This window comes from Kitasatospora sp. NPDC052896 (assembly GCF_044547075.1).
Classification (GTDB): domain Bacteria; phylum Actinomycetota; class Actinomycetes; order Streptomycetales; family Streptomycetaceae; genus Kitasatospora.
The window spans coordinates 69,316-92,512 of the sequence record NZ_JBITZU010000025.1 but is presented as its reverse complement, the minus strand read 5'-3'; the positions used below and the strand labels follow the sequence as shown (position 1 = coordinate 92,512).

Below are 23,197 nucleotides of genomic sequence, written 5' to 3'. Positions count from 1 at the left end.
GTGAAGGCGGGGGCCAGCGAATGACGGAGCAGCGGAGCGAGCCGATCCCGGCGGTCTGGGATCCCACCGCGGCGGGCGGCGCGGGCGGCTGGGTCCGGCCGGCACGCCCGGGCGCGGGGACGGCGGCCGAACCGGAGCAGTCCACCGCCCGGCGCCCGAGCCCCCCGGCCGCGCCGCCGCTTCCCCCGCCCCCGGTACCCGGGCACCGCCCGATGCCGGCCGCTCCCCCCGCGCCCGAGTACCACCCGGCGCCGCCGGCCAGCGTCCCGCCACCACCGGCCACCGCCCCCGCGCCGCCCGCTCGGCCGCCGGGTGACACGCCCGGGCCGCGCCCCGGCTCCCGCCGCAATCCACTGCTGATCGGTGCCGGCCTGCTGCTGGCCGTGGGCGTCGGCGCCGGCGGCGTGCTGGCCCTGCAGCACGGCTCCGGCACCGCGGGCAGCGCCCGGCCCCCGCTCAACGCCGCGCCCCCGCCCACCGTCGCCTCGCCCCCGGCCACCACCGGCGCCACGTCCGGCGGTGCCGGCACGACGCCGAGCCCGAGCGCCGTCCCGAGCGGCGGCGCGCCCGGACCGAACGCCCAGGCCGAGGCCCAGGCGCTGAACGACCTGCTGACGGGGGCCGCGCCCCCGACCTCGATCAGCAACACGGTGGCGCAGGTGGCCAGTTGCCCGGCGAAGCCCATCATCGACGGCGACGTGCAGGTCTTCACCTCGGACGTCACCCGGCTCGCCCCGCTGCTCGGCAAGCTGAGCAAGCTCGACCTCAACGACCTGCCCGGCGGAGCGGCGGCGGCCCAGTACCTGTCGACCGCCTGGCAGCAGGCCGGCGACGCCGACACCTCGTACGCCAGCTGGGCCAGGAGTGTCAGCGGGTGCAGCGGGATGGCCCCGACCACCACGGACAAGCAGAACGCCGACACCAGCTCCGAGCTCGCCACTCAGAACAAGCAGCAGTTCGTCACCTGGTGGGGCCAGCTCGCCCCCACCTACGGCCTGCAGTCCCCCAGTACGGACAGGATCTGACGCGCCCGTGAACCATTCGCACCTCCGTTCCCCCGCCCTGCGGCTGTTGCTCGCCGCCCCGCTCTGCCTGGCCGGCCTGACCGGCTGCGGAACCGCCGCCGGCAGTACCCCCGCGGCACGGCCGCCCACCGCCACCGCCTCGTCCGCCCCGAGCGCGTCCGCCGCCGAGCCGCTGGCGGGCAGGACCGTGGTCCTCGACCCGGGCCACAACCCCGGCAACGTCGACCACACCACCGAGATCAACCAGCAGGTGGACGTCGGCAACGGCCACAAGGAGTGCGACACCACCGGCACCGAGACCGACGCCGGCTACACCGAGGCCGCCTACACCCTGGACGTCGCCCACCGGGTCCGCGCCCTGCTCCGGGCCGAGGGCGCGACCGTGATCCTCACCCAGGACGGCGACCGCCCCTGGGGCCCCTGCGTCACCGAGCGCGCGGCCATCGGCAACAACGCCCACGCGGACGCCGCCATCTCGATCCACGCCGACGGCGGACCGGCCTCCGGCAGCGGGTTCCACGTGATCCTGCCCGCCACCGTGGTGGCCGGACAGGCCGACACCACGGCGATCGTCGGACCGTCCCGCCGGCTCGGGCTGCTGATCCGGGACGACTTCAAGGCCGCCACCGGCGAGCAGTTCGCCGACTACGTCGCCGACCAGGGCCTGGACACCCGCGGTGACCTCGGTGGGCTGAACCTGTCCAAGGTGCCCAAGGTCTTCATCGAGTGCGGCAACATGCGCAACGCCGGTGACGCCCAGCGGTTGACCGATCCTCAGTGGCGCCAGCAGGCGGCCCAGGGCATCGCGAACGGCTTCACCGCCTACCTCACCGGCGACGCCGGCTGACCCGGTGTCACCAGACCGGCCGGCCCTCCGCCACGCCGCCGCCCGCGAGCCCCCTGTCGGCGGCCGAATCCACGGGCCATAGGCTCGGTGCCGGGCCGACTGTGCTGGTCGTCAGTACAATCACAGCCCGTCACGCCGTCCACGACACACCAACGAGGGGAACGTTAGTGAATCTGCGCGCTCTCACCAAGGGAGACGCCGCCGTCGCGGGTGCGGCGGTCCTGCTTCTCATCTCATCGTTCCTGCCGTACTACTCGGTCTGCCTGCTCAACAGCTGCCAGTCCAACAGCGCCTGGGACACCTCCCTGTTCCCGGTGCTCCCGTCGATCTACCTGCTCGGCATCGCGGCCGCCGCGCTGATCCTGCTGCAGCGGTTCCAGGGCGAGGCGGCGAAGACCCGGCAGATCCTCGGACTGCGGCTGGACCAGTGGGGCACCGCGTTCTCGGTGGCCGCGCTGTGGACCGCGATCTGGGCGCTCGGCGGCGGCGGCTCGGCCGTGAGCCACAGCATCGGCGCCTACCTGGGCCTGCTGGCCACGCTGGTGCTGGCCGGCGCCGCGGTGGCCGGGCCGCTGCTCCCCGTGCTGCAGACCCCGCTGCTCTCCGACAAGCCCGCCGCCCCGGCGCAGGTCGGCTACCCCGGCGCGACCGGCGGCTACCCCGGCGGCCCGCAGCAGACCGGTTACGGCTACCCGGGCATGCCCGGCGCGAACCAGGGCCAGGCCCAGGGCCAGGCGAACGGTCAGACCTTCGGCGGCCAGCCGGTCCCGGGCGGCTACGGCTACCCGGCCCCCGGCCAGGAGAGCCCGTTCGCCCAGCCGACCCCGGCACAGGAGAACCCGTTCGCCCAGCCCGCTCCGGCGCAGGAGAGCCCCTTCGCCCAGCCCGCCCAGGCGCAGGAGAACCCCTTCGCCCAGCCGACCCCGGCACCGGAGAACCCCTTCACCCAGCCCGCCGCCCAGGCGCAGCCCGCGGCGTCGACCCCCGAGCCGGCGCCGGCCGCCGCCGAGCCGGAGGCCGCCCGGCCGGCCGACTTCGCGCCGTTCTGGTTCGCCGTGCCGGTCCCGCGCCAGCTCACCCCGAAGGACGGCACGCCCGGCCCCGCGGTCGGCGAGCTGCTCCCGGGCACCTGGTACCTCGCGGTGGACCAGCGCGGCAGCGCCCTGGTCGCCCAGCTGCAGGACGGCACCCAGGGCCTGCTGACCGACACCTCGGGCATCCAGCGCGGCTGACCCGCCGCACGCGAGCGCGGACGGGCCCGGCGGGAGAACCTCCCGCCGGGCCCGTCCGTCGTCCGCACCGACCGCTCAGCAGCAGCCCTCCGGCGTCAGGCCCACCGGCAGCTGGTCGGCGCCGAACACCGCGACCGTCGCCGGGTCCCCGCCCAGCGCGGCCACCGCGAGCAGCAGCGCGCCGGCCGTCCAGGTGGTGCGCTCCACGGGCCAGCGGGCGTCGTCCTCGAAGACGTACCCGGTCCAGTACGAGCCGTCCTCGTGCCGCAGGTGCTGGATCCAGCGCAGGATCTCCACCGCCCGGTCGGACTCGCCCACCGCCCAGAGCGCGAGCGCGAGTTCGGCGCTCTCGCCGCCGGTCACCCAGGGCCGGTCGCTGACGCAGCGGACGCCCAGCTCCGGCACCACGAAGCGCTCCCAGCCGGCGGCCAGGCGGGCGTGCGCCGCCGGACCGCGCAGCGCGCTGCCCAGCACCGGGTAGTACCAGTCCATCGAGTAACGGTCCTTGTCGAGGAACCGCTCGGGGTGATGGGCCACCGCGTGCCGCAACCGGCCGGTGGCCAGCTCCCAGTCGGGCTGCGGCTCCTCGAGGTGTTCGGCGATGGCCAGGCCGCAGCGCAGGGCGTGCAGGATGCTGGACGAGCCGGTCAGCAGGGCCTCCTGGACGGCGCTGCCGTCCTCGTCGAGCCGCCAGGCGATCGGGCCGCCGGGCAGCTGCAGGCCGACCGTGAAGTCCAGTGCGCGGCGGACCACCGGCCACATCCGCTCCAGGAACGCGTCGTCCCCGGTGCTGAGGTGGTGGTGCCAGACGCCGACCGCCACGTAGGCGCAGAAGTTGGTCTCCTTGGCCGGGTTGCTCACCAGCTCGGCGCCGTCACCGAAGTAGCCCGCGTACCAGGAACCGTCCGGGTTCTGCCGGTCCGCCAGCCAGCGGTAGGCGGCCTCGGCGGCGGCGCGCTCGCCGGCCGCGTCCAGCGCCATGGCGGCCTCGGTGTGGTCCCACGGGTCCAGGTGACCGCCGGTGAACCACGGTATCGCGCCGTCCGGGCGCTGCTCGGCGAGGATGCTGCGGACCGTGGCGGCGGCCTGCCCGGCGTCCAGCACACCGGGCAGCAGCAGGGTCTCGGGCGTGGCCAGCCCGTCCGCCGTCGTCATGCGCCGGCCCGGTTCGGCTTGCTCGCGTACGCGACGAAGCTCTTGCCGATCACCGGGTTGAGCGCGGCCTCGGCGGCCTTGGTCAGCTTGCTGATCACCGGGGTGCCGACGATGTCCCAGACCAGCAGCTGGTGGTAGGCCTTGACCGGCAGCGCCTTCTCGTTGTCGACGCCGACCGCGCACTTGATCCACCAGTACGGCGAGTGCAGCGCGTGCGCGTGGTGCGTGCCGTACGGGTTGAGCCCGGCCTCGCGCAGCTTGTCGAGCAGCTCGTCGCCGCGGTAGATCCGGATGTGGCCGCCCTCGACCTCGTGGTACTCGTCGGAGAGCGCCCAGCAGATCTTCTCCGGCAGCCAGCGCGGCACGGTCACCGCGAGCAGCCCGCCCGGCTTCAGCACCCGGGTCATCTCGGCGAGCACGCCCTTGTCGTCCGGGATGTGCTCCATCACCTCGGAAATGATGATCTTGTCGAAGGACTCGTCCTCGAACGGCAGCGCCAGCGCGTTGCCCTCCATCGCGGTCGCGGAGGCGCCGGCCGGGGCCTCGCCGGCCGCGGCCATCGCGTCGAACCACTTCCGGACCTCGGCGATCTCCGCCGCGTTCTGGTCCAGGGCGACCACGTTGGCGCCGCGGCGGTAGCACTCGAACGCGTGCCGGCCACCGCCGCACCCCAGGTCGAGCACCCGGTCGCCAGGGGCGAGCGGGAAGCGGGAGAAGTCGACGGTCAGCACAGCGGGACTCCCATTCGTTACTGCATCACTGAGGGTACTGGGGGGGGTGACGACGGGTCAGGCATGCCGCGGCAACCCCACGGTCAGGCGACGTAGCGCCAGCCGGCTCCGGCCCGGGCACGCTGCCCGACGCCGGTGGCGATGGCCGCCCGGTAGCGGTCGACGGTCAGCTCGGCGGCGCGCTCCCAGGTGAATCGTTCCAGCACCCGCCGCCGGCCCGCCGCGCCGAGCCGCGCGCGCAGCCCCGGATCGTCCAGCAGTCGGCCGAGCGCCTGCCCCAGCGCACCCGGATCGCCCGGCGGCACGGCCAGGCAGGTCTCCTCGTCCGGGCCGGCCACCTCGGGGATCGCCCCGCCGGTGGTGGCGACCAGCGGGGTTCCGGTGGCCATCGCCTCGGCGGCGGGCAGCGAGAACCCCTCGTACAGCGAGGGCACGCAGGCCACCTCGGCCGAGCGGTAGAGGTCCACCAGCTCCTGGTCGGTCAGCCCGGTGCGGAAGTCGATGAACGGCTCCAGGCCGAACCGGCGCACGGCGTCCGCGACCGGGCCCTGGCCCTGCTTCTTGCAGACCACCACCAGGTGGGCGTCCCGCTCGGTGCGCACCTTCGCCAGGGCCTCCACCAGGTACACCAACCCCTTCAGCGGGACGTCCGCGCTGGAGGTGGCGACGATCCGGCCGGGCACCACCGGGACCTCGTCGGACGGCGACCAGAGCCGGGTGTCCGCACCGATCGGCACCACCGAGACCGCGCCCGGGGCCACCCCGAGCTGCTCGGTGATCTCGGTCCGGGAGCTGCCGGAGACGGTGATCACCTGGTCCAGCCGGGCGGCCACCCGGCGCTGCATCCGGGTGAAGGCGTACCAGCGGCGCAGCGAGAGCCGCTTGAGCGGGGTGGGGGCCGCCTCCAGCTCCAACCGGCGGTCCACGGTGACCGGGTGATGGATCGTGGTGACCAGCGGGAAGCCGTGCCGGGCCAGGCCGAGCAGGCCGTAGCCGAGGGTCTGGTTGTCGTGCACCACGTCGTAGCGGCCCTTGTGCGCGGCCAGGTACTGCCGGGCGCGCAGCGAGAAGGTGAGCGGCTCGGGGAACCCGCCGGTCCACATCGTGGCGACCTCCAGCAGGTCCACCGGTCCGCGGTACTCGGACAGGGCGGGGGTGCGGAACGGGTCGTCGGCGCGGTAGAGGTCGAGGCTGGGCAGCTCCACCAGGCGGACCGAGCCGGGCCCGGCGACCTCGTCCAGCACCGGGAACGGCTGCGCGCCGATCACGTCCACGTGGTGGCCCAGCCGGGCCAGCTCCCGCGACAGGTGCCGGACGTAGACGCCCTGGCCACCGCAGAACGGGTCACCCCGGTAGGACAGCAGTGCGATCCGCAGCGGACGCCGGTCGGCCGTGGAGGGTGGCTGCCCCGTCATGCTCGGACCCTTCTGCCCAGATCAATTGTCACGGTGGTGCGCAGTTCGTCATTGAGAGACCTCGAAGATACCGGCCCGTAGCTTCCGCATCGGAGCCAGGGTTGGTGATTCCGGACACGCTGGGACGGACCGGCCACCGGGGCACCGCCCAACCGGATGCCGTGCGCCCGGAGGGCTCCGGATAGGGTCGGGAAATCCCGCCCGCGCCCGTTCCGCGGTGCGCGACCCCAGCCGCCGCTCGAAAGGCCGACCCCGCATGCTCCCCGCCGTCCGCACCGGTGCCGTCACGACGACCTGGGCCCCCCGGCGGCGCTCCGCCGCGCGCGGCGCGGCCGCCGTCGCCACCGCCGCGGTGCTGGTCGGTCTCGCCGCGGGCCCCGCGCTGGCCGCCCAGGCGACCGGCCACGACCCGCGCGACTCCGGCGGCACCGACCTGGTCGCCCAGCTCACCGCGGCCGGGCCGGCGCCGCGGCAGAGCGCGGCGGCGAAGAAGAGCGGCAGCGACTCCTCCCCGCTCTGGATGGCGGGCGTCGGTGCCCTGGCCGGCATCGGCGGCGGCCTCTTCATCAGCCTCAACCGCAAGCGCGGCCAGGCCGGTCAGCGCCCCGAGAGCAGCGGCGACCGGCGGGCGGGGCACTGACCGGCACCACCGGTGACTTCCTCGCGCTCTGCGCCAACACCCCTGCCCGGCCGGGCCGCGAGCGGGTCGACCCGGTGCTGGACTTCGACCCCCCGGTCCGGGGCCGCCCCGCCGACCCCGGACCCTCCGCCCCCTCGCCTCAGGCCTTCGGGCCGGTCGACTGAACCACCTCGAACGACCACAGCGTCGACCCCGAGGCCGCCGGCTTCTGCGCCCCGTCCCCGGCCGGCCGGTGCGCCGCCTGCATCGGCCCGGTCATCCACGCCTGGAACGCCTCCTCGGACGCCCACCGCGTGTACACCAGGTACTGATCGGTTCCCTCCACCGGGCGGAGGAGTTCGAACCACTCGAATCCGTCCGAGCTCTCCACCGCCCCGGCCCGCGAGGCGAACCGCTGCTCCAACACCTCCCGCTGCTCCGCGGGGACGGTCAGCACGTTGATCTTCACGACGCTGGGCACATGACACCTCTCGTTGGCAGGGGCCCGACCTGGGCACCCGATCCGGACCATGTGCGAGCAGTCTCCTACATCCGACGGTCAAAGAAGCGTGAGGACGACCGCCCCGACGCCACTGCTGACCCCCGAGCCGGTCGACCGCCGAGCCGGGTCGACCGGCGGGACGCGGCCCGACTGGTCCACCGTCACCGCCGCCCCGCCGCCGGCGTCGAGCGCGACCGCGGGGTCGCGGGCCGTCGCCGCCGGTGACGCACCGTCAGTGCGCGTCGACCGCGGGGAGGCGGCGGCCGTGGTCGTCGGCCGTCGCGCGCAGGGAGTCCAGCAGCGCGGCGACCGGGGCGACGCGGACCATGTCCGGCCAGAGCAGGGCGAAGATCCGGCGGGCCGGCCAGTCCCGCAGTGGGCGGGCCACCACGCGGGGGTCGATGTGCGCGCCGACGCCGAGTTCGTTCATGATCGCCACTCCGATCCGGTTGGCCACCAGGCAGTGGATGGTCAGCTGGTCGTCCGAGGTGGCGGCGATCCGCGGGGTGAATCCGGCGTCCTGGCAGGCGGCGAGGAAGCGGGCCCGGCCGCTCTCCAGGACCCAGCGTTCGTCGGCGAGGTCGGCCAGCGCGACGGTCGGCGAGGCGGCCAGCGGATGGTCCGCGGGCAGCAGCACGCACCGGCGGTCGCTGAGCAGCGGCAGCCGCAGCAGCCGCGGATCGGGGAGCACGCCCTGGCCGTCGATCTGGTCGAGTTCCAGGTCGCACATCATGGCCAGCTCGACCTCACCACCCATCACCAACCGGTGCGAGACCGGACACTCGGTCTGGGTGACCACCACCTCCAGCTCCGGATGGGTCCGCCGCAGCGCGCCCAGCGCCGCCGGCACCAGGGCCACGCAGCCGCTCTGCATCGCGGCCAGCCGCACCCGGCCGCCGCCGGTCGAGGTCAGCGCCGCCACCTCGTCCTCGGCGGTGCGCAGGGCGGCGAGCACCGTGTCGGCGTGCCGGGCGAGGGCCTGCCCGACCTGGGTGAGCCGGATTCCGCGCCCGCTCCTGGTGACCAGCGCGGCGCCGACCGTCCGTTCCAGGGTCCGCATCTGGTAGCTGATGGCGGGCTGGCTGTAGCCGAGGGCGTCGGCGGCGGCCGTGTAGGTGCCGGTTCGGGCGACTTCGGTGAGGACCTGGAGCTGGCGGATGTCGAACACGCGGTAAGAATAAACAACGTTTATCAATACACCCAAAAAGCTCTACTGGACATATGAGTTACACCGCCGCCATGCTGTGCGGACGCGGATCCGAGCGGATCAAGGAACGCGGCAAGAGCGAGCACGAGACAACAGCGGAGAGGGGGTGAACGGTCCGGTGCGTCCTGACGCCGCGACCGCGCTCGTACGCCTGGAGAAGGTGAACAAGTCCTTCGCGACCAGCAGGTCCTGCACGACATCGACCTCGACGTCCACACCGGCGAGGTGGTGGTGCTGCTCGGCGCCTCCGGCTCCGGCAAGTCGACGCTCTGCCGGTGCGTCAACCGGCTGGAGACCATCGACTCCGGGTCGATCACCCTCGACGGGGTGCCGTTGCCCGCCGAGGGCCGCGAACTGGCCCGGCTGCGCGCCCAGGTGGGCATGGTCTTCCAGTCGTTCAACCTCTTCGGTCACCGGACCGTGTTGGAGAACATCACCCTCGCACCGGTCCGGGTCAACGGCGTGCCGCGCCGGGAGGCCGCCGACCGGGCGCGCCAACTGCTCGCGCGGGTCGGGCTCGCGGACAAGGCCGACGCGTACCCGGCCCAGCTGTCCGGCGGGCAGCAGCAGCGGGTGGCGATCGCCCGCGCGCTGGCCATGGACCCCCGGCTGCTCCTCTTCGACGAGCCGACCTCGGCACTCGACCCGGAGATGATCAAGGAAGTGCTCGACGTCATGGTCGAGCTGGCCGCCGAGGGGATGACGATGCTCGTGGTCACCCACGAGATGGGCTTCGCGCGCCGCGCCGCCGACCGGATCGTCTTCCTGGACCGCGGCCGAATCCTGGAGACCGGGACGCCGGAGGAGTTCTTCGGCTCGCCGCGCACCGAACGCGCCCGGGACTTCCTGTCCAAGATCCTCAGCCACTGACGGCACCTCACAGAGCAAGGACACCACACATGAGAGCGCCCCTGCGCGCCCTGGCCGCCACCGCGCTGACCGCCACCCTGGCCACCGCCCTCGCGGCGTGCGGCGGCTCGTCGGGCTCACTGCCCTCGCCGGCCCACTCGGGCTCCGGCTCGGCCTCCGGCGAGAGCCTGGACCAGGTGATCGCCGACGCCCCGGTCGCCCCCGCCACGGCCATCCCGGCCGGCAGCCTGATGGCGAGGATCAAGGCCCGCGGCACGCTGAACGTCGGCGGGACCGACACCTCGGCGCTCTTCTCCCTCAAGGACCCGGTCTCCGGCAAGCTCACCGGCTTCGACGCCGGCCTCGCGCAGATGCTCGCCAGGTATGTGCTCGGCAAGCCCGCCATCAACCTGGTGGAGGTCAGCACCGACACCCGCGAGGCGCTGCTGCAGAACGGCACCGTCGACACCGTGCTGGCCACCTACACGATCACGCCCGCCCGGGCGCAGAAGGTCGCCTTCGCCGGGCCGTACTACTCCTCGGGCGACGCGATCCTGGTCGCCAAGGGGAACACCGACATCACCAAGGTGTCCGACCTGGCCGGCAAGACGGTCTGCACGGAGTCGAGTTCGACCGCCGCCAACGACCTCGAGCAGTTCGCGCCGACCGCCCACGTCATCCTGTTCCAGACCAACGCCGAGTGCGAGCAGGCCGTGGAGCAGGGCCGCGCGGACGCCTACGTCCTCGACCAGTCGCTGCTGCTGGGCGACCAGTACCGGGACCCGAAGGTCAAGGTGGTCGGCCAGCCGTTCACCACCGAGCCGTACGGCATCGGCCTGCCGCTCGACTCGCCCGAGATGAAGACCTTCGTGAACGACTGGCTGAAGACCATCCAGGCCGACGGCGAGTGGGCCAAGCTCTGGAAGGCCACGATCGGCACCGTGCAGGACGGCAACCCGCCGACCCCGCCGGTGATCGGCTCCGCGCAGGGCAGCTGACGGCCTTGCCCACGGCAACCGACCACACCCTCGGGTCACTCGGGCACGGCCTGCTGCTGACGCTCGCCATGACCGGGCTCGCCTTCACGGGCGCACTGGTGCTGGGCGTCCTGCTGGCCGTCCTCCGGATCAGCCCGGTGCCGCCGCTGCGCGCGGTGGCCGCGGTCTACGTCACGGTCTTCCGCAACGTCCCGCTGCTGGTCCTGCTGGTGCTGTTCGTCTTCGGTCTGCCGGACATCGGCCTGCTGTTCTCGCTCTTCGCCACCGTCACCGTGACGATGGCGCTGTACTGGGCGGCCTTCGTCTGCGAGGTGGTGCGGGCCGGCATCCGGACGGTGCCGATCGGTCAGGCCGAGGCGGCCCGCGCCCTCGGTCTGACCGCCGGTCAGAGCATCCGCGAGGTGATCCTGCCGCAGGCGCTGCGGTCGATGGTGCAGCCACTGGCCAACGTCTTCATCGGGGTGGCGCTGGGCACTTCGCTGGCCGCCGCGGTCGGCGTGGCCGAACTGACCGGCCGGGCCGAGTTCGTGACGCTCACCTATGACCAGCCGCTGACCAGCTTCGCCGTGACCACGGTGGTGTACGTCCTGATCACCCTGACGTCCGGACTGATCGCCGGGCGGATCGAACGGAAGGTGGCGATCCGACGATGAGCGACGAGAGCCGCCTGCTCTTCGACCCGCCGGGCCCGCGGGCCCGCCGCCGGATCCGGACCGCGACCGGCGTCTCGCTGGTCGTGATCGTCGGCCTGGCCGCACTGATGATCCGTCAGTTCGCCGCCCACGGACAGCTCTCGGCCGATCAGTGGTCGATGTACGGCCAGTGGCCGATCATCCAGTTCCTGCTGGCCGGGCTCGGGCAGACGCTGCTGGTCACGGTGGTCGCCGCAGCGCTCGCCCTCCCGTTCGGCGGGTTGCTCGCGCTCGTCCGACTCAGTCGGAGCGGGGCGGCACGGGCCCTGGCCCGCGGCTACGTGGAGCTGTTCCGGGCCGTCCCACTGCTGCTGCTCCTCTACGTCTTCCTCTTCGCGCTGCCCAGGGCCGGGGTGACCCTCCCGGTCTTCTGGCAGCTGGTGCTCGCCATCGCGCTGAGCAACGCGCCGGTGATCGCGGAGATCTTCCGGGCCGGCGTGCTCGCCCTGCCGCGCGGGCAGGGCGAGGCCGCACAGAGCCTCGGGATGACCCACTGGCAGGCGCTGCGGTGGGTGGTGGTCCCGCAGGCCGTCCGCGGGCTGCTGCCCGCGCTGGTGAGCCAGTTGGTGCGGCTGCTCAAGGACTCCTCGCTGGGCTACGTGGTCAGCTACCTGGAGCTGCTGCACAAGACCCAGGTGCTCGGCGAGTACTACCACACCGTGCTCTCGAGCTACTTGGTCGGCGCGGCCTGCTACGTACTGATCAACGCGAGCCTGTCGGGACTCGCGAGCCGACTCGAACGCCGCCGCGGCTGGTCCCGCAACTCCCCTACGCATCAGATTGGTTGAAACATGTGCCGCCTGCTCGGCGTGGTCACGCCCGACCCGACGCGGTTGGCCGACTCGCTGACCGACCTGATCGAGCCGTTCGCCGGGCTCTCCCGGGAACACCGCGACGGCTGGGGCGTCGCGGCCTGGCACGCCGGCGGCGAACTCGCGGTGACCCGGGACCTGGTGCCCGCCCACGCGAGCGCGCGGTTCCCCGAGACGCTGGCCGGCTCGGTCACCGACGCGGCCATCCTGCACATCCGGATGGCCAGCCCCGGCCTCGCGACCGAACCCCACAACACGCACCCCTTCAGCGCCGGCGCGATCGCCTTCGCGCACAACGGCTACTTCACACCCGTCGACGCGGTCGACGACCTGATAGACCCCGACCTGCTGGCCGGCGCCGGCGGGGAGACCGACTCGGAGCGGTACTTCCTGCGGGTGCTCTCCCGGCTGCACGCCGAGGACCCGGTCGACGCCCTCGCCCTGGCCGCCGCCGACATCCGCGGGCGCGCCCGGTTCGCCAGCCTGAACTGCCTGCTGCTCACCCAGCACGCCCTCTACGCCTACTCCGAGGAGAACCCGGACTCGGAGGTGAGCCGGCGCCGCGGCCCGGACTTCTTCCGGCTGCGCTACCAGGCACGGCCCGACCGGGTGGTGGTCGCCTCCAGCGGCATCGGGCCGCAGCACGAGGAGGGCTGGTCCGTGCTGCCCTACCACCACGTGCTGGAGATCCACCGCAGTGACCTGCGCGTCTCGACCCACCTGGTCCGCTCGGGCCGGCCGGAGGTGACCGCGAGCGCCCGGTGTTGACTCGACCGCTCACCGTCAACGGGTGGTCACGATCAATATTCATCACCCGAAAGCGGGCACGTGGAATGCCGGTCTAAAGTGGGGAGGAGATCACGCAGCCCACCGTCCGCGTGGCCGGGTAGGGGTGATTGATGACCGCGGCGCTCAACTTCACGAGCGGCTCCTCCCTGCTCGCCGCCTACGGCGCCCTCGCGGTGCTGCTGGTGACGTTCGCCGAGGCCGGGCTGCTGGTGGTGGGGTTCTTCGTCCCCGGTGACACCCTGCTCTTCCCGGCCGGCGTGCTCTGCGCCGGCGACCCGACCGGCGCCGCCCACCACGGGCCCTACCTCACCCTCTGGCAGGTGCTGCTCTGCGCGGCGGTCGGCTCGATCGCGGGGACCCAGCTGGGGTTCGTGATCGGCCGGCGCGGCGGTCAGGCGCTGCTGTCGCACAGCCGCAGCGCCCGGTTGAAGAGCACCGCGAGCCGCTCCGCGGAGCTGCTGGCGCGCTACGGGCACCGCAAGGCGATCGTGCTCGGGCGGTTCGTGCCGATGGTGCGCACCGTGCTGGGCCCGGCGGCGGGCGCGCTGCGGGTGCCGACCCGGACGTTCACGCTCTGGCAGGTGATCGGCGGCCTGGCCTGGACCCAGGGGACGGTGCTGGCCGGCTGGGCGTTGGGGGCGTCCTTCCCGGGGACGGAGAACTACCTGCTGCCGGTGATCCTGCTGATCGTGGTGGTCTCCACGCTCCCGCTGCTGCTCTCCCGGCGGAAGGGGCGGGCGAAGACCGTGCCACCCGAGAACGAGATCACCACCGGCGACGACCGCGCGCGCTGAGCCGGCTCAGAACGAGCGCCCCTCGCTGTGCGGCACGTGCGGCTCCGGCGTCGGGTCCGGCCGGTCCCGCTCGTCACCGCAGAGCGTGGTGCTGAGCCGGTTCAGCAACTGGGCCAGGTCGTCGAACTGCTTCTCGTCCCAGTCGCCCAGCAGCTGCGAGAGCTGGTGACGCCGGGCGGCCACCAGCCGCTTCGCCACCTCCTCCCCCGCCACGGTGAGCCGCATCGGCAGCCCGTTGCGCAGCGCCAGCCCCCGTCCCTCGACCTCCCGGGCGGCGGCCTCCACCACCTGCGGCGGGACGACCTTGCGCTCGGCCAGCTCGGCGGGCTCCACCGAGCCCTGCCGGTGCATCTGCAGGATCAGCCAGCTGGACGCGGGCATCAGGTCGAGCCCGGCTTCGGCGGTGATCCGCCGGTAGAGGTCACGGCGCGCCTCCCGGGTGTTCAGCACGGAGAGCGCGCGGGCGATCTCGTCCACCGAGGAACGCTCGACCGGGTTCATGCCGATCGACTCGCCCAGGTCCGGCGCGGTGACGGAGGCCCGCAGCGGCTGCTCCCGGATGAACCAGGCCAGCACGAAGGCCGCCGCCGCTATCGGCGCCGCGTAGACGAAGACGTGGGCGATCGAGGCGGCGAAGGCGTGCAGCACGCTGTGCCGGACGGCGGGCGGCAGGGCGTGCAGCACCCGCGGGTCGGAGGTGACCGCGCCGGCCGAGAAGCCCGGTGGCAGCGGCACGCCCGCCAGGGCGTCCCGGAGCCGGTGGTTGAGCCCGCTGGTGAAGATGGTGCCGAAGATCGAGACGCCGAAGGAGGCACCGATCGACCGGAAGAAGGTCGCGGCCGCGGTGGCCACCCCCAGGTCCTGGTAGCCGACCGAGTTCTGCACGATCAGCACCAGCACCTGGAGCACCAGGCCCAGCCCGAGCCCGAAGACCAGGAAGTACAGGCTCATCACGGTGGTCGAGGTGGCCTCGGTGAGTCGGGAGAGCAGCACCAGGCCCACCGTCACCACGGCCGTTCCCGCGATCGGGAAGACCCGGTAGTGACCGGTCCGAGCGACGATCTGACCGGAACCGACCGAGGTGACCAGCATGCCGAGCACCATCGGCAGCATGTGCACCCCGGAGAGCGTGGGCGAGACGCCCTGCACCACCTGGAGGAAGGTGGGCAGGTAGGTGAGCGCGCCGAACATCGCGAAGCCCACCACGAAGGAGATCACCGCGACCAGGCTGAAGGTCCGTGAGACGAACAGCCGCGGTGGCAGCACCGCCTCCTCGGCCTTCCGCTCCACCACGACGAAGGCGACCAGCAGCACCACCCCGAGCACGCCCAGGCCGATGATCCGCCAGGAGCCCCAGGACCAGGTCACCCCACCGAGCGAGGTCATCAGCACGAAGCAGGTGGCGACCGCGGCGATCAGCACGATGCCCGGGTAGTCGATCCGGTGCTGCTGCCGGGTCTGGGCGCCGTGCAGCACCACCGCGATGACGGCCAGCGCGACCACGCCGATCGGCAGGTTGATGTAGAAGACCCAGCGCCAGGAGAGCTGGTCCACGAAGAAGCCGCCGAGCAGCGGCCCGAGCACGCTGGTGGCGCCGAAGACCGCGCCGAACAGACCCTGGTACTTGCCGCGGTCGCGCGGCGGGACCAGGTCTCCGACGATCGCCTGGGTCAGCACGATCAGCCCGCCGCCGCCGAGCCCCTGCAGAGCCCGGAAGGCGATCAGCTGACCCATGCTCTGGGCCAGCCCGCAGAGTGCCGAGCCGACCAGGAAGATCACGATGGAGGCCTGGAAGAACCGCTTCCGGCCGTACATGTCGCCGAGCTTGCCCCAGAGCGGGGTGACCGCGGTGGAGGCCAGCAGGTAGGCGGTGACCACCCAGGAGAGGTGCTCCAGGCCGCCGAGGTCGCTGACGATGGTGGGCAGCGCGGTGGAGACGATGGTCTGGTCGAGGGCTGCGAGCAGCAGGGCCAGCAGCAGCGCCCCGATCGGTACCCAGAGGTTGTGAACGGGCTGCTGGGCCGGGGAGGCGGGCGGCTCGGTCTCCAACGTCAGGTCCGCCATCGGAGTCCTCCTAGCTGATCATCATTCCGACTTCTGATCGTGTCAGATTTGGGATGGTATGAGCGCTTTGGTTGGGCCATCCGTAAGTGCCGGACGGGGTCTCCGCACTGTTCGGCTTAAGCGGTGTCCTGCATAATCGGGCGCGACCACACCCCGTCAGCGTTCCGAGGAGGGCCGGCCCATGCCGGGAGAGCACTGCCCCGCATGTGGCACCGATCGGACCACCGGCGGTTGCGGCTGCCACCCCGACGTCACCGAGACCGCCGTGCTGCCGCCGCTGGACGGGACGCCGCTGGTCCGGCCGTACGCCCCGGAGGTGCCCGAGGAGCCGGCCGACGGCTACCCGACGGCGGTGTTCCCGGCGTTCCCGCCGTTCCCGGCCGGACCGCCCACGGCCGACGGACACGCGACCACCGTCCTACCCCCGGTCGGCGCCGGCCAACCGCACTCGTACGAACCCGCGGCACCGCGAGCCGACGCGCACGCGACCACCGTGCTGCCGCCCGTACCGGCCCAGCCGCCGTTGCCCCCCGTACCGCCGATGCCGCCGGGCCCGCCGCACCAGCGCGAGCTGGGTCTCTTCCCGCTCGCCGGCGAGTCCGCCCCCGCGCCCGGGCGCGCCGCCTCCCGCCGGGCCGCCAGACGAGGCAGACCCGGCGTGCTGGCCGCCGCCGGTGCCGGGCTGGCCGCGGTCGGCGTCGGTGTCGCGTTCCTGCTCTCCCCCTCGGCCGACGGCCACAAGCAGGCGCTCGCCCCGCAGCCGACCGGCGCCCCCGACCTCAGCCCGACGCCGAGCCCGAGCGCCCCGCCGGCCGACGTCTCCCCCACCGCCAGCGCCGCGCCGGCGACCACCGCGCCGGCCGCCCCGAGCGCGCCGCGCACCGTCGCCGCGCCCCGGCCGACCACGCCGCCGGCGCCGAGGACCAGCGCACCCCCGGCCCCCACGACGGCCGCCCCACCCCCGCCGACCACGGCCGCCCCGACCAGCGCGGCCCCCAGCCCGGCCTTCCAATCCCTGAGCTCGGGGATGACCGGACCGGACGTGGCCGCCCTGCAGTCCCAGCTGGTCGCCGCCGGCTGCCTGGACCAGGACCGCTACACCTCCGGTGTCTTCGACAAACGCACCCGGAACGCGGTCAGCACCCTGCAGGACGAGAACCTGCCCTGGGGCTCGTACCAGCGGGGCGTGTACGACAGCCAGACCCAGCAGGCCCTGCAACAGGGCGCCACCTGCTGACCGCTGCGGTCAGCCCGTCACCGCGCCCACCAGGCTGATCCCCGCCAGCGCCAGCATCGCCGCCGCCGCGACCCGGATGATCACCTTCATCGGCACGTGCTTCAGCAGCTTCTGCCCGCCCAGCACCGCCAGGCCGCCCACCGCGCAGAGCGCCAGCCAGGCGCCCAGCCCCACCGAGAGCGGGTCGGCGTACTTGGCGGCCAGGTTGGCGGTCATGATCTGGGTCAGATCGCCGAACTCGGCGACCGCGACGACCAGGAAGCTGGCCCCGGCGACCTTCCAGAAGCCGTTCGACGAGGGTGCCTTGGCCTCGTGCGCCTCCTCGTCGTGCTTGTGCAGCAGCAGCATCGCCGCGCCGACCAGGAAGAGCGCCCCGGTGACCCCCTCGACCCAGCGGTGCGGCAGCAGCGCCAGCAGCGAGCCGGCCGCCAGCGCCAGGCCGACCTGCAGCGCCATCGCCGCCGCGATCCCGGCGAAGACGTACGCCGCCCGGTAGCGGGTGCCGAGCATCAGTGCGGCCAGTGCGGTCTTGTCCGGCAGCTCGGCCAGGAAGATGATGCCGAACGTCACGGCGAAAACGGTCAGGTCCATCAGGAGTCGGTGTCCCTACGGTCGGGCTGTCCGGCCTGCGGTCCGACAAAAAAAGAGACCTCGGCCCGACAGCGCTGGTTCATGGTCACAGCACTGCGGCCGAAGGTCTCGCCGACACCCGGTCGAACCGACCTGGTGTCCCGGGCGCCGGGCCACCGTCTGCGGGAGCAGGGCGGCCAGTATGTCGACGGTCCGGTGGAGGGATGCTCTGGGCTACTCCCCTTCAACGCCTCCACTGTACCGGACGCCGTACCAGCCCCCGCCCGACCAGTTCCAGCACCACCACAATCGCCACCCCCTCCACCGCGAGCAGCGCGATCAGCACGAAGAGCTGCACCGCGCCCGCCGCCAGCGGGGTGGCCCCGCCGAGCAGCATGCCGACGAAGGCGCCGGGCAGGGTGACCAGCCCGACCGTGCGGGTCTGGTCCAGCGCCGGCACCAGCGAGGTCGCGGCGGCCGTCCGGCAGATCTCCAGCCGGGCGTCCCGCTCGGCGAGGCCCAGCGCCAGGGCGGCCTCCACCTCGCCGTTCCGCTGGGTCAGCTCGTCCAGCGCGCGCCGCCCGGCCAGCGAGGTGGCGGTCAGCGCGCCGCCGATCAGGATGCCCGCCACCGGCACGATCGACAGCCCCTGCCAGGGCAGCAGCCGCAGCCCGAGCAGCAGCGCCAGCACCGGCAGCACCCCGGCCGCGATCGGCGCCGCCGCCCAGGCCCAGAGCCAGCCGGGGGCGTCGGTCATCCGCCGCCCGGCGGTGCGGACCGCCACCGAGAACATCACCAGCACGAAGAGCGCGGTCCACCAGAGCGAGTGCACCACCCAGGTGATCACGAAGGCGACCGCGCCCAGCTGGACCACCGCCCGCACGCCGGCCCGTGCCACCGACCGTCCGTGTCCGAGCATGCCCCAGCCGGCCACCGCGATCCCCGCCACCAACAGCACCGCCATGGTCGCCCAGAGCAGCGGGGTGACCGGCAGTAGCTGACCGCTCGACGCCCCCGCCGCCAGTCCCGGAGGTGCCGCCATCAGATCCAGCTGACGAACCACATGTGATCCTGCCAATCGGTCATCGGAATGACCTGGGCAGTGTAGAGCGGCAGGAAGTACAGGAAACAGCCCATCACCGCCAGCACCAGCCCGCCGGCCGCCGCCGCGCCGACCGCCCGCCGGCGCGGGCCGCACCCGGCCGGGCCGAGCATCGCGCCGAGCAGCTGGGCACAGGCCAGGCAGAGGAACGGGACCAGCACCACCATGTAGAAGGAGAAGATGGTGCGCTGCTGGAACTGGAACCACGGCAGGTAGATCCCGGCCACCGCGCAGAGCACCGCGCCGGAGCGCCAGTCCCGCCGGAAGAACCAGCACCAGAGCAGGTAGACCAGCGCGAAGCAGGCCAGCCACCAGAGCAGCGGGGTACCCAGCGCCAGGATCTGGGTGGTGCAGCCGCCGGAGGCGTGGCAACCCTGCTGCCCGGTCGGCACGGTCTGCCAGTACATGCTGACCGGACGGCCCTGGACCAGCCAGCTCCACGGGTTGGACTGGTAGGTGTGCGGGGTGGTCAGCGTGGTGTTGAAGGTGTACATCTCCGCCTGGTAGTGCCACCAGCTGCGCAGCGCGGGCGGGAAGAACCCACCGGTCCGGCCGAGCGCCCAGATCCGGTCGTAGCCGCTGTCGGTGGCGAACCAGCCGCTCCAGGAGGCCAGGTAGGTCCCCGCCGCCACCAGGACCAGCGAGGCGAAGGCGGGCAGCGCGTCCCGGCGCAGCATGCTGCGCAGCGGGTGGCGGGCACCCGCGGCCCGCCGGCCGGCCTGGTCCCAGAGCACGGTGAGCAGACCGAAGGCGGCCAGGATCTGCAGGCCGTTCCACTTGGTCGAGCAGGCCGCGCCGAGCAGCAGCCCGGCGGCCAGCCGCCAGGGCCGCAGGCCGAGCCGGATCCGGTCGCCGTCCACACCGGGCGCGGCCAGCCGGGCCCGGGTGTGGTCCCGGTCGATGAGCAGGCAGCCGAAGGCGGCCAGCACGAAGAACATCAGGATGCCGTCGAGCAGACCGACCCGGCTCATCACGAGCTGCAGGCCGTCCACCGACATCAGCAGCGCGGCGGTGCAGCCGATCAGTGTGGAGCGGAACAGCCGGCGCCCGATCCGGGCCAGCATCAGCACCGAGAGCGTGCCGAGCAGCGCCACCATCACCCGCCAGCCGAACGGGTGCAGGCCGAACACCCACTCGCCGAGGGCGATCACCCACTTGCCGAGCGGCGGATGGGCCACGAAGGCCGGCTCGGGGCTCAGCGGGACGACCTGCGGCACGGCCAGGATCTGGTCGTTCGAGGTGCTGGTCCAGAACCCCTCGTAGCCCTGGTGGAGCAGGGACCACGCGTCCTTGGGGTAGTACGTCTCGTCGAAGACGAACGCGTTGGGGTAACCCAGGTTCCAGAACCGCAGCACCCCGGCGAAGAGCGCGACCGCGAGCGGGCCGAGCCAGCCGGAGTAGCGGGCCGCCCAGGAGAGGCGCCGGGTCCATGCCACGGTGCTGCTCCTGGGCGGTTGCGGATCGGCTACCTGTTCGGCGACAACCGTCTCTGCCATGACACCACCGAGGTCGACGCTCTTGATCTCGCGGGCGACCCTATGCCCCGGCCGCCCCCCGCGTCACCCTCTCACGCCGCGGTCTGCAGCTCGCGGACCGGCACGAGGACGGGCTCCGGCCGCTCGGCGTTGTCCTGGGCCGGGGTGAGGTGACGGCGCAGCCGCAGCGCCACGGCGATGACCAGCAGGGTGCAGCAGGTCATCGCGGCCAGGTAGAGCGGCCAGGTGCCGGAGCCGACCAGCAGCACGCCGACCGCCGGGCCGACCGCGATGGCCAGCTGCTTGACCAGCGCGAACGCCGAGTTGTAGGTGCCCAGCAGCCGGGCCGGCGCCAGGTCGGCGACGATCGGGCCGAGGGTCGGCGCGAGCAGCGACTCGCCGGCGCCGAACAGCACGTAGATCGAGACGACGGCGATCGTCGCGGCCAGTGCCTCGCCGCGGACCAGGCCGGCCAGCAGCGCGGCCCCCCAGGCGCCGAGCCAGATCACGCCGGTGGCGGCCATCGCGGTGGTGCGCCGGCGCCGGGCGGTGACCCGGACCATGAACATCTGCAGCACCACGATGGTCAGCGCGTTGGCGCCGATCGCCAGGCCCAGGGTGGCCGGAGCGGTCTTCACGGTGTCGGTGGCGAAGGCCGCGACGCCGGACTCGAACTGGCCGTAGCAGGTGAAGAAGATCAGCCCGGCCAGCAGGCAGAGCCGGACCATCGCCTTGTCGGCGGCCAGCGCGCGCAGCCCGCTCGGGCCGCCGGGGACCTCGACCAGGGTCGGCGCCGCCTGCGGGATCCGGGCGGTGCCGGTGACCGCGGCCAGGCCGAGCAGCGAGAGCGCCTCGATGGTGAAGAGCCGGGTCAGGCTGGCCGGGTCGGCGGCGTCGACGATCTGGCCGCCGACCAGCGCGCCGAGGCCCATGCCCAGGTTGGTCAGGGTGAACTGCAGGGCGAAGGCGTGCGAGCGGGTCCTCGCGCCGGAGCAGCGGACCACCATGGTGGCCAGCGCCGGCTGGGTGGTGGTGATCCCGCCGCCGAACAGGAACGAGGAGATCAGCAGCCCGGTCGTGGTGGTGGCGTGGCCGAAGGAGAACGCGCCGGTGGCGGCCAGCGCGCAACCGGCCAGCAGCACCGGGCGCGGGCCGTAGCGGTCGATGCCGCGGCCCGCGAAGGGCAGCACGACCAGCGCGGCCAGCGCGAAGACCGTGAAGACCAGCCCCGCGGCGAGCGAACCGAGCCCGCGCACCTGGTCCACGTACACGAACATGTACGGCATCGTGAAGCCGCTGCCGAACGCGCTCAGCGCGTTGCCGACCTGCACCCGGCGCAGGGCGCCGCCCGTTCCGTACTTCTGCTGGTTCATGGGAGACACCCCTTCGACGATTAGGACCGCAAGACTTCAGAGCTAAAATATAAGAACCGTAAGACTGTCCTGTCAAAGGCTTAACCGGGGCAGCCGCACGTGGGAGACTGGGCGCATGAGCGCACGCAAAACCGCGCCGGCGGATGGCACCGAGCTGGACATCGCCGAGCAAGTCGCCATCTACCAGCGGGAGTTCCCCACCGTGGACCCGCAGGTGGAGACCATCGTGTCCTCCCTGTCCCGGGTCGCCCGGCGGATGGGGGTGGCCTACAGCCGGCAGCTGACTGTGCTCGGAATCACCAGTGCGGAGTGGGAGGTGCTCAAGGCCCTGGTGGTCGCGGGCAGCCCGTACCGGCTGGGACCGAGCGAACTGGCCAAGCGGCTGGGGCTCACGCCGGCGGCGATGACCCACCGGATCGACCGGATGGTCACCGAGGACCTGGTGACCCGGGAGCGCGACGAGACCAACCGGGTCCGGGTGATCATCGAGCTGACCGAGAACGGCCGGGACAAGTGGCTGGAGTCGATGCGGATGGCGGCGGTCTTCGAGGAGGAGCTGCTCCAGGACATCGCTCCGCAGGAGCGGGGCGTGCTCGCCGGGATGCTCGGGCGGATGCTGCGGCGGATCGAGGACGGCACGCCCTGAGGGGCGGCCGGGACGCCGCGAGTCGGCGGTGGCCTGAGTGGCGGGCCCCGGGAGCCTGGGTGAGGGTGTAGCCGGGGGGCAACAACCGGACCACTCCGCCCTGGAGGCGACACCGATGCCCGTGGTCAGCACCCCGTACCCGCCCGGCACCCCGTGCTGGGTCGACCTGATGGCCCCCGACCAGCAGGCCGCCATCGACTTCTACCGCGATCTCTTCGGCTGGCAGGGCGAGAAGGGGCCGGAGGAGTTCAGCGGCTACGCGATCCTCACCCTGAACGACAAGCCGGTGGCCGGGATCGGCCCGGCCATGGCGATGGGCGACAACCCGCCGCCGCCCACCGCCTGGACCACCTACCTCTCCTCGGCCGACGCGGAGGCCACCGCGGCCCGGATCACCGGCGCCGGCGGCGCGTTGATCGTGCCGGCGATGGAGGTCGGCACGGCCGGCAAGATGCTGATCGCCACCGACCCGACCGGCGCGGTCTTCGGCGTCTGGCAGCCGCTGGACTTCTTCGGCGCGCAGATCGTCAACGAGCCGGGCGCGGTGATCTGGAACGAGCTCAACACCAGCGACCCGGCCGCCGCCTCGTCCTTCTACCCCGCGGCGCTGGGCGTCGGGGTCGCCCCGATGGAGGGCATGGACGGCTACTTCGCGCTGAACGTCGACGGGCGGACCGTCGGCGGGCTGCAGGGGCTGGCCAACCAGCCGCCGGGCACCCCCTCGCACTGGGCCACCTACTTCTCGGTGGACGACGTCGACAGCACGGTGGACGCGGCGGTGAAGGCGGGCGGCACGCTGCTGGCGGCACCCTTCGACAGCCCGGTCGGGCGGATGGCCTCGATCGGGGACCCGCAGGGCGGGCCCTTCTGGATCATCGCGGCACAGGGACCCACGCCGTCCTGACGTCCTGACGTCCCGGCCCGGGAACGGGAGCGGGAGCGGGCACGGCGGGCCCGGCCCGCGCGGGGCGGGCCGCCCCCCCCGGGGGGGGGGCCCGGGCAGCAGGGGCGCGTGGGGGGGCCCAACCCCCCCGAGCCCCGGAGGGGGGGGTGGTAGTTTGTT

Annotated in this window: 22 protein-coding genes and 1 pseudogene; 13 read left to right on the top strand and 10 right to left on the bottom strand. The window is 73.1% G+C overall.

The annotated features are described in order from the left end of the window. Positions 1–20: 20 nt before the first annotated feature. The 3 genes from ACIGXM_RS31490 to ACIGXM_RS31480 all read left to right on the top strand — a co-directional run bounded on the left by ACIGXM_RS31490 (position 21) and on the right by ACIGXM_RS31480 (position 3,104). Positions 21–1,025, top strand: coding sequence for a hypothetical protein (locus tag ACIGXM_RS31490; RefSeq protein ID WP_396566905.1), 1,005 nt, complete (start codon positions 21–23; stop codon positions 1,023–1,025). Positions 1,026–1,032: 7 nt separating this feature from the next. Beyond that, positions 1,033–1,872, top strand: a complete 840-nt coding sequence (locus ACIGXM_RS31485; RefSeq protein ID WP_396566903.1) for an N-acetylmuramoyl-L-alanine amidase — start codon at positions 1,033–1,035, stop codon at positions 1,870–1,872. A 167-nt stretch (positions 1,873–2,039) separates the two neighbouring features. Further along, on the top strand, positions 2,040–3,104 hold the full coding sequence (locus tag ACIGXM_RS31480; protein WP_396566901.1) for a hypothetical protein: 1,065 nt from the start codon (positions 2,040–2,042) through the stop codon (positions 3,102–3,104). 75 nt (positions 3,105–3,179) lie between these two features. Here the strand turns inward: ACIGXM_RS31480 and ACIGXM_RS31475 are convergent, their stop codons facing one another. The 3 genes from ACIGXM_RS31475 to ACIGXM_RS31465 form a co-directional block, all read right to left on the bottom strand. After that, on the bottom strand, positions 3,180–4,259 hold the full coding sequence (locus tag ACIGXM_RS31475) for a prenyltransferase (RefSeq protein ID WP_396566899.1): 1,080 nt from the start codon (positions 4,257–4,259) through the stop codon (positions 3,180–3,182). Next, a complete protein-coding gene (locus tag ACIGXM_RS31470) occupies positions 4,256–4,990 on the bottom strand; it encodes a class I SAM-dependent methyltransferase (protein WP_396566897.1) in 735 nt (244 codons plus the stop codon). Before ACIGXM_RS31470 ends, ACIGXM_RS31475 begins: the two co-directional genes overlap by 4 nt. Positions 4,991–5,073: 83 nt before the next feature. Then, positions 5,074–6,405 (bottom strand): glycosyltransferase family 4 protein, encoded by a 1,332-nt coding sequence (locus ACIGXM_RS31465; protein WP_396566895.1) that lies wholly within the window; start codon positions 6,403–6,405, stop codon positions 5,074–5,076. Between the two features lie 256 nt (positions 6,406–6,661). Here ACIGXM_RS31465 and ACIGXM_RS31460 point away from each other — a divergent pair, with 256 nt between their 5' ends. Beyond that, positions 6,662–7,045 (top strand): hypothetical protein, encoded by a 384-nt coding sequence (locus tag ACIGXM_RS31460; RefSeq protein WP_396566893.1) that lies wholly within the window; start codon positions 6,662–6,664, stop codon positions 7,043–7,045. 139 nt (positions 7,046–7,184) lie between these two features. Here the strand turns inward: ACIGXM_RS31460 and ACIGXM_RS31455 are convergent, their stop codons facing one another. Continuing rightward, on the bottom strand, positions 7,185–7,556 hold the full coding sequence (locus tag ACIGXM_RS31455; protein WP_396566891.1) for an antibiotic biosynthesis monooxygenase family protein: 372 nt from the start codon (positions 7,554–7,556) through the stop codon (positions 7,185–7,187). Between the two features lie 202 nt (positions 7,557–7,758). Further along, positions 7,759–8,694, bottom strand: a complete 936-nt coding sequence (locus ACIGXM_RS31450; RefSeq protein WP_396566889.1) for a LysR family transcriptional regulator — start codon at positions 8,692–8,694, stop codon at positions 7,759–7,761. A 190-nt stretch (positions 8,695–8,884) separates the two neighbouring features. Here ACIGXM_RS31450 and ACIGXM_RS31445 point away from each other — a divergent pair. From ACIGXM_RS31445 to ACIGXM_RS31420, 6 genes and pseudogenes are all read left to right on the top strand, one after another. Continuing rightward, positions 8,885–9,603: pseudogene (locus tag ACIGXM_RS31445) on the top strand (amino acid ABC transporter ATP-binding protein). A gap of 29 nt (positions 9,604–9,632) precedes the next feature. After that, a complete protein-coding gene (locus ACIGXM_RS31440; protein WP_396566888.1) occupies positions 9,633–10,580 on the top strand; it encodes a glutamate ABC transporter substrate-binding protein in 948 nt (315 codons plus the stop codon). Between the two features lie 5 nt (positions 10,581–10,585). Beyond that, positions 10,586–11,233, top strand: coding sequence for an amino acid ABC transporter permease (locus tag ACIGXM_RS31435; protein WP_396566886.1), 648 nt, complete (start codon positions 10,586–10,588; stop codon positions 11,231–11,233). Beyond that, positions 11,230–12,060, top strand: coding sequence for an amino acid ABC transporter permease (locus tag ACIGXM_RS31430; RefSeq protein ID WP_396566884.1), 831 nt, complete (start codon positions 11,230–11,232; stop codon positions 12,058–12,060). Before ACIGXM_RS31435 ends, ACIGXM_RS31430 begins: the two co-directional genes overlap by 4 nt. 3 nt (positions 12,061–12,063) lie before the next feature. Continuing rightward, positions 12,064–12,852 carry a class II glutamine amidotransferase gene (locus ACIGXM_RS31425; RefSeq protein WP_396566882.1) on the top strand — a complete coding sequence of 263 codons (789 nt, stop codon included), beginning with the start codon at positions 12,064–12,066 and terminating at the stop codon, positions 12,850–12,852. A gap of 131 nt (positions 12,853–12,983) precedes the next feature. After that, entirely contained in the window at positions 12,984–13,667 is a 684-nt protein-coding gene (locus tag ACIGXM_RS31420; protein WP_396566880.1) for a DedA family protein, read from the top strand. A gap of 6 nt (positions 13,668–13,673) precedes the next feature. Here ACIGXM_RS31420 and ACIGXM_RS31415 read toward each other — a convergent pair whose 3' ends face one another. Continuing rightward, a complete protein-coding gene (locus ACIGXM_RS31415; RefSeq protein WP_396566879.1) occupies positions 13,674–15,731 on the bottom strand; it encodes an MFS transporter in 2,058 nt (685 codons plus the stop codon). Positions 15,732–15,912: 181 nt separating this feature from the next. Between ACIGXM_RS31415 and ACIGXM_RS31410 the strand changes: the two genes are divergently transcribed. Next, positions 15,913–16,968 carry a peptidoglycan-binding protein gene (locus ACIGXM_RS31410; protein ID WP_396566877.1) on the top strand — a complete coding sequence of 352 codons (1,056 nt, stop codon included), beginning with the start codon at positions 15,913–15,915 and terminating at the stop codon, positions 16,966–16,968. A gap of 9 nt (positions 16,969–16,977) precedes the next feature. Here ACIGXM_RS31410 and ACIGXM_RS31405 read toward each other — a convergent pair whose 3' ends face one another. The 4 genes from ACIGXM_RS31405 to ACIGXM_RS31390 all read right to left on the bottom strand — a co-directional run bounded on the left by ACIGXM_RS31405 (position 16,978) and on the right by ACIGXM_RS31390 (position 21,488). Beyond that, complete coding sequence (locus ACIGXM_RS31405; RefSeq protein ID WP_396566932.1) at positions 16,978–17,562, bottom strand: TMEM165/GDT1 family protein; 585 nt, start codon at positions 17,560–17,562, stop codon at positions 16,978–16,980. Between the two features lie 220 nt (positions 17,563–17,782). Next, positions 17,783–18,580, bottom strand: coding sequence for an ABC transporter permease (locus ACIGXM_RS31400; RefSeq protein ID WP_396566875.1), 798 nt, complete (start codon positions 18,578–18,580; stop codon positions 17,783–17,785). Beyond that, positions 18,580–20,136 (bottom strand): dolichyl-phosphate-mannose--protein mannosyltransferase, encoded by a 1,557-nt coding sequence (locus tag ACIGXM_RS31395; RefSeq protein WP_396566873.1) that lies wholly within the window; start codon positions 20,134–20,136, stop codon positions 18,580–18,582. Before ACIGXM_RS31395 ends, ACIGXM_RS31400 begins: the two co-directional genes overlap by 1 nt. Before the next feature lie 71 nt (positions 20,137–20,207). Continuing rightward, on the bottom strand, positions 20,208–21,488 hold the full coding sequence (locus ACIGXM_RS31390; RefSeq protein ID WP_396566871.1) for an MFS transporter: 1,281 nt from the start codon (positions 21,486–21,488) through the stop codon (positions 20,208–20,210). 115 nt (positions 21,489–21,603) lie between these two features. Between ACIGXM_RS31390 and ACIGXM_RS31385 the strand changes: the two genes are divergently transcribed. Together ACIGXM_RS31385 and ACIGXM_RS31380 are read left to right on the top strand one after the other, a co-directional pair. Then, positions 21,604–22,134 carry a MarR family winged helix-turn-helix transcriptional regulator gene (locus ACIGXM_RS31385; protein WP_396566869.1) on the top strand — a complete coding sequence of 177 codons (531 nt, stop codon included), beginning with the start codon at positions 21,604–21,606 and terminating at the stop codon, positions 22,132–22,134. Positions 22,135–22,249: 115 nt separating this feature from the next. Next, positions 22,250–23,038, top strand: coding sequence for a VOC family protein (locus tag ACIGXM_RS31380; RefSeq protein WP_396566867.1), 789 nt, complete (start codon positions 22,250–22,252; stop codon positions 23,036–23,038). Positions 23,039–23,197 lie beyond the last annotated feature (159 nt).

What these genes read in the sequence shown, in the direction of transcription:
- ACIGXM_RS31490 (WP_396566905.1), top strand. Translation starts at nt 21, where the DNA reads ATGACGGAGCAGCGGAGCGAGCCGATCCCGGCGGTCTGGGATCCCACC.
- ACIGXM_RS31475 (WP_396566899.1), bottom strand. Translation starts at nt 4,259, where the DNA reads ATGACGACGGCGGACGGGCTGGCCACGCCCGAGACCCTGCTGCTGCCC.
- ACIGXM_RS31465 (WP_396566895.1), bottom strand. Translation starts at nt 6,405, where the DNA reads ATGACGGGGCAGCCACCCTCCACGGCCGACCGGCGTCCGCTGCGGATC.
- ACIGXM_RS31460 (WP_396566893.1), top strand. Translation starts at nt 6,662, where the DNA reads ATGCTCCCCGCCGTCCGCACCGGTGCCGTCACGACGACCTGGGCCCCC.
- ACIGXM_RS31455 (WP_396566891.1), bottom strand. Translation starts at nt 7,556, where the DNA reads ATGGTCCGGATCGGGTGCCCAGGTCGGGCCCCTGCCAACGAGAGGTGT.
- ACIGXM_RS31440 (WP_396566888.1), top strand. Translation starts at nt 9,633, where the DNA reads ATGAGAGCGCCCCTGCGCGCCCTGGCCGCCACCGCGCTGACCGCCACC.
- ACIGXM_RS31430 (WP_396566884.1), top strand. Translation starts at nt 11,230, where the DNA reads ATGAGCGACGAGAGCCGCCTGCTCTTCGACCCGCCGGGCCCGCGGGCC.
- ACIGXM_RS31425 (WP_396566882.1), top strand. Translation starts at nt 12,064, where the DNA reads ATGTGCCGCCTGCTCGGCGTGGTCACGCCCGACCCGACGCGGTTGGCC.
- ACIGXM_RS31420 (WP_396566880.1), top strand. Translation starts at nt 12,984, where the DNA reads ATGACCGCGGCGCTCAACTTCACGAGCGGCTCCTCCCTGCTCGCCGCC.
- ACIGXM_RS31415 (WP_396566879.1), bottom strand. Translation starts at nt 15,731, where the DNA reads ATGGCGGACCTGACGTTGGAGACCGAGCCGCCCGCCTCCCCGGCCCAG.
- ACIGXM_RS31410 (WP_396566877.1), top strand. Translation starts at nt 15,913, where the DNA reads ATGCCGGGAGAGCACTGCCCCGCATGTGGCACCGATCGGACCACCGGC.
- ACIGXM_RS31400 (WP_396566875.1), bottom strand. Translation starts at nt 18,580, where the DNA reads ATGGCGGCACCTCCGGGACTGGCGGCGGGGGCGTCGAGCGGTCAGCTA.
- ACIGXM_RS31395 (WP_396566873.1), bottom strand. Translation starts at nt 20,136, where the DNA reads ATGGCAGAGACGGTTGTCGCCGAACAGGTAGCCGATCCGCAACCGCCC.
- ACIGXM_RS31390 (WP_396566871.1), bottom strand. Translation starts at nt 21,488, where the DNA reads ATGAACCAGCAGAAGTACGGAACGGGCGGCGCCCTGCGCCGGGTGCAG.
- ACIGXM_RS31385 (WP_396566869.1), top strand. Translation starts at nt 21,604, where the DNA reads ATGAGCGCACGCAAAACCGCGCCGGCGGATGGCACCGAGCTGGACATC.
- ACIGXM_RS31380 (WP_396566867.1), top strand. Translation starts at nt 22,250, where the DNA reads ATGCCCGTGGTCAGCACCCCGTACCCGCCCGGCACCCCGTGCTGGGTC.